Raw genomic sequence first — 2,347 nt, 5'->3', positions numbered from 1 at the left:
GGGCTGTTCCGGCGGGCGATCATGCAGAGCGGCAACGGCTCTGTGGCCGCCGACGCCGAGGACGCGCGCCGGGGGGCCGGGGGCCGGGGCCCCCCGCCGCGCCCACCCCCCCCCCCCCCCGTCGCGCCCGCCCGCCGAGGGCGCCACCGCGACCGAGGAACTGCTGAGCGAGGACGCGCTGTTGGATCTTTCTCTCGACCTGGCAGGCCACGACGTGGCCGAAACGCTGGCCGCGCTCGACGCGGAGCTGATCGGCCTGGCGAATGTGAAGGAACGGGTGCGCGAGATCGCGGCGCTGCTGATGATCGACCGGGCGCGGCGGCGCTTCGGGCTGGAGTCCTCGCGGCCGACGATGCACATGAGCTTCACCGGCGGCCCCGGCACCGGGAAGACGACGGTGGCGTTGCGGATGGCGCAGATGCTGCACGCGCTGGGGTACATCCGGAAACCGAAGGTGCACACGGTGACCCGTGACGACCTGGTCGGCCAGTTCATCGGCCACACCGCGCCCAAGACCAAGGAGGCGATCGCCAAGGCCGCGGGCGGTGTGCTGTTCATCGACGAGGCCTACTACCTGTTCCGGCCCGAGAACGAGCGGGATTACGGGCAGGAGGTGATCGAGATCCTGCTGCAGGAGATGGAGAGCGAACGGGCCAATCTGGTCGTCATCTTCGCCGGTTACCCGGATCGGATGGACCGCTTCTTCTCCGCCAATCCCGGGTTGTCCTCGCGGGTGGCCCATCACCTCGAGTTCGCCGACTACACCCACGAAGAACTCATGGGCATCGCCGAATTGATGGTGACAGGGGAGAACTTCCGCTTCGACGCGGCCGCGCATGTCGCGTTCGCGGAGTATCTGACGGTGCGGATGACCCGGCCGCGGTTCTCGAATGCGCGCAGCGTGCGCAACGCGATCGATCGATGCCGGCTGCGGCAGGCCAAAAGGCTGGTCGAGGCGGCGCGGCCGCTGTCGAAGACCGACCTGATCACCCTGTGCGACCGGGATGTCTACGGCAGCAGCGTGTTCGACGACGCGGGGCAGGAGGTGGCCGCGACGCCATGCCGGACGGATTGAAGACCCTCACCCGCTACACGATCGAGGAGGAACACCGTCATCCCGGTTCGTCGGGTGAGTTCTCGGCGCTGGTCAATGTGGTGGCGACCGCGACGAAGATCATCGCCAATCAGGTGACGCGCGGTGCGATCATCGGTTCGGGTCGCGACGACGAGCCGCTGTCGGTGAGCGGGCGGCTCGACGCGCTGACCGACGAGATCATGGTGGCCCAGACCCAGTGGACCGGGCACCTGTCGGGGTTGCTGTCCGAGCAGCGTGCCACCGCGCTGCCGGTGCCCGCGACCCAGCGGCGAGGCAAATATCTGCTGGCCTACGACGCGCTGGACGGGTCGAGCAATATCGATGTGAACCTGCCGGTCGGCTCGATTTTCAGCATTCTGCGCGCACCGCAGGAGGTGCTGACCGGCACCGCCGAGCCGGGCGACGCCGACTTTCTGCAGCCGGGCGTGCAGCAGGTGTGTGCCGGTTTCACACTCTACGGCCCCGCGACCATGCTGGTGCTCACCACCGGCAGCGGGGTCGACGGGTTCACTCTCGATCGGGAGATCGGTGCGTTCGTGCTGACCCATCCGCACATGCGGATCCCCGACGACACCTCGGGTTTCGCGATCAACGCGGCCAACGAACGGTTCTGGGAACGGCCCGTGCGCCGGTATGTGCAGGAATGTCTGGAGGGGGTGGACGGGCCGCGGGGACGTGATTTCAACATGCGCTGGGTCGCCTCGCTGGTGGCCGACACCTTCCACATCCTGACCAGGGGCGGGATGTATCTGTATCCCCGCGATACCCGCAATCCGGCACGGCCGGGGCGGGTTTCGCTGTTGTACGGGGCGAATCCGATCGCGTTCATCGTCGAGCAGGCCGGTGGTGCGGCGACGACGGGGCACGACCGGGTGATGAAGGTGTCGCCGGCCGAGGTGCATCAGCGGGTGCCGTTCATCTTCGGTTCCCGCAACGAGGTGCTGCGCATCGAGCGCTACCACTCCGAGCCGGACGCCGGCCCGAGTTTCGACAGCTCGCTGTTCGGCTCGCGGTCGCTGTTCCGTCCGGCCAAGCACGATCAGCGCACGTAGGAGTCGCCCATGTCGGTCAAGCATCCCGTTGTCGCGATCACCGGTTCGTCCGGTGCGGGGACGACCAGCGTCACGCGCACGTTCGAGGAGATCTTCCGGCGCGAAGGGATCAGCGCCGTCGTGGTGGAAGGTGATTCGTTCCACCGCTACGACCGCTCGGAGATGAAGATCGCGATGGCCGAGGCCGAGCAGCAACGCC

3 protein-coding genes are annotated in these 2,347 nt (G+C 67.8%); all 3 read left to right on the top strand.

Features of this window, described 5'->3' with window-relative positions; all coding sequences use genetic code 11:
- Positions 1–181: 181 nt before the first annotated feature.
- Positions 182–1,075, top strand: a complete 894-nt coding sequence (locus ACFWPJ_RS30650) for an AAA family ATPase (protein ID WP_378856675.1) — start codon at positions 182–184, stop codon at positions 1,073–1,075.
- On the top strand, positions 1,060–2,148 hold the full coding sequence (locus ACFWPJ_RS30645; RefSeq protein WP_378856673.1) for a class 1 fructose-bisphosphatase: 1,089 nt from the start codon (positions 1,060–1,062) through the stop codon (positions 2,146–2,148). Before ACFWPJ_RS30650 ends, ACFWPJ_RS30645 begins: the two co-directional genes overlap by 16 nt.
- 9 nt (positions 2,149–2,157) lie before the next feature.
- Positions 2,158–2,347: adenylyl-sulfate kinase (locus ACFWPJ_RS30640; RefSeq protein ID WP_378856671.1), on the top strand; the 190-nt coding region annotated here is incomplete at its 3' end.

This window comes from Nocardia sp. NPDC058497 (assembly GCF_042720195.1).
Classification (GTDB): Bacteria; Actinomycetota; Actinomycetes; order Mycobacteriales; family Mycobacteriaceae; genus Nocardia.
This window is presented reverse-complemented; position numbering and strand designations above follow the sequence as displayed.

What these genes read in the sequence shown, in the direction of transcription:
- ACFWPJ_RS30645 (WP_378856673.1), top strand. Translation starts at nt 1,060, where the DNA reads ATGCCGGACGGATTGAAGACCCTCACCCGCTACACGATCGAGGAGGAA.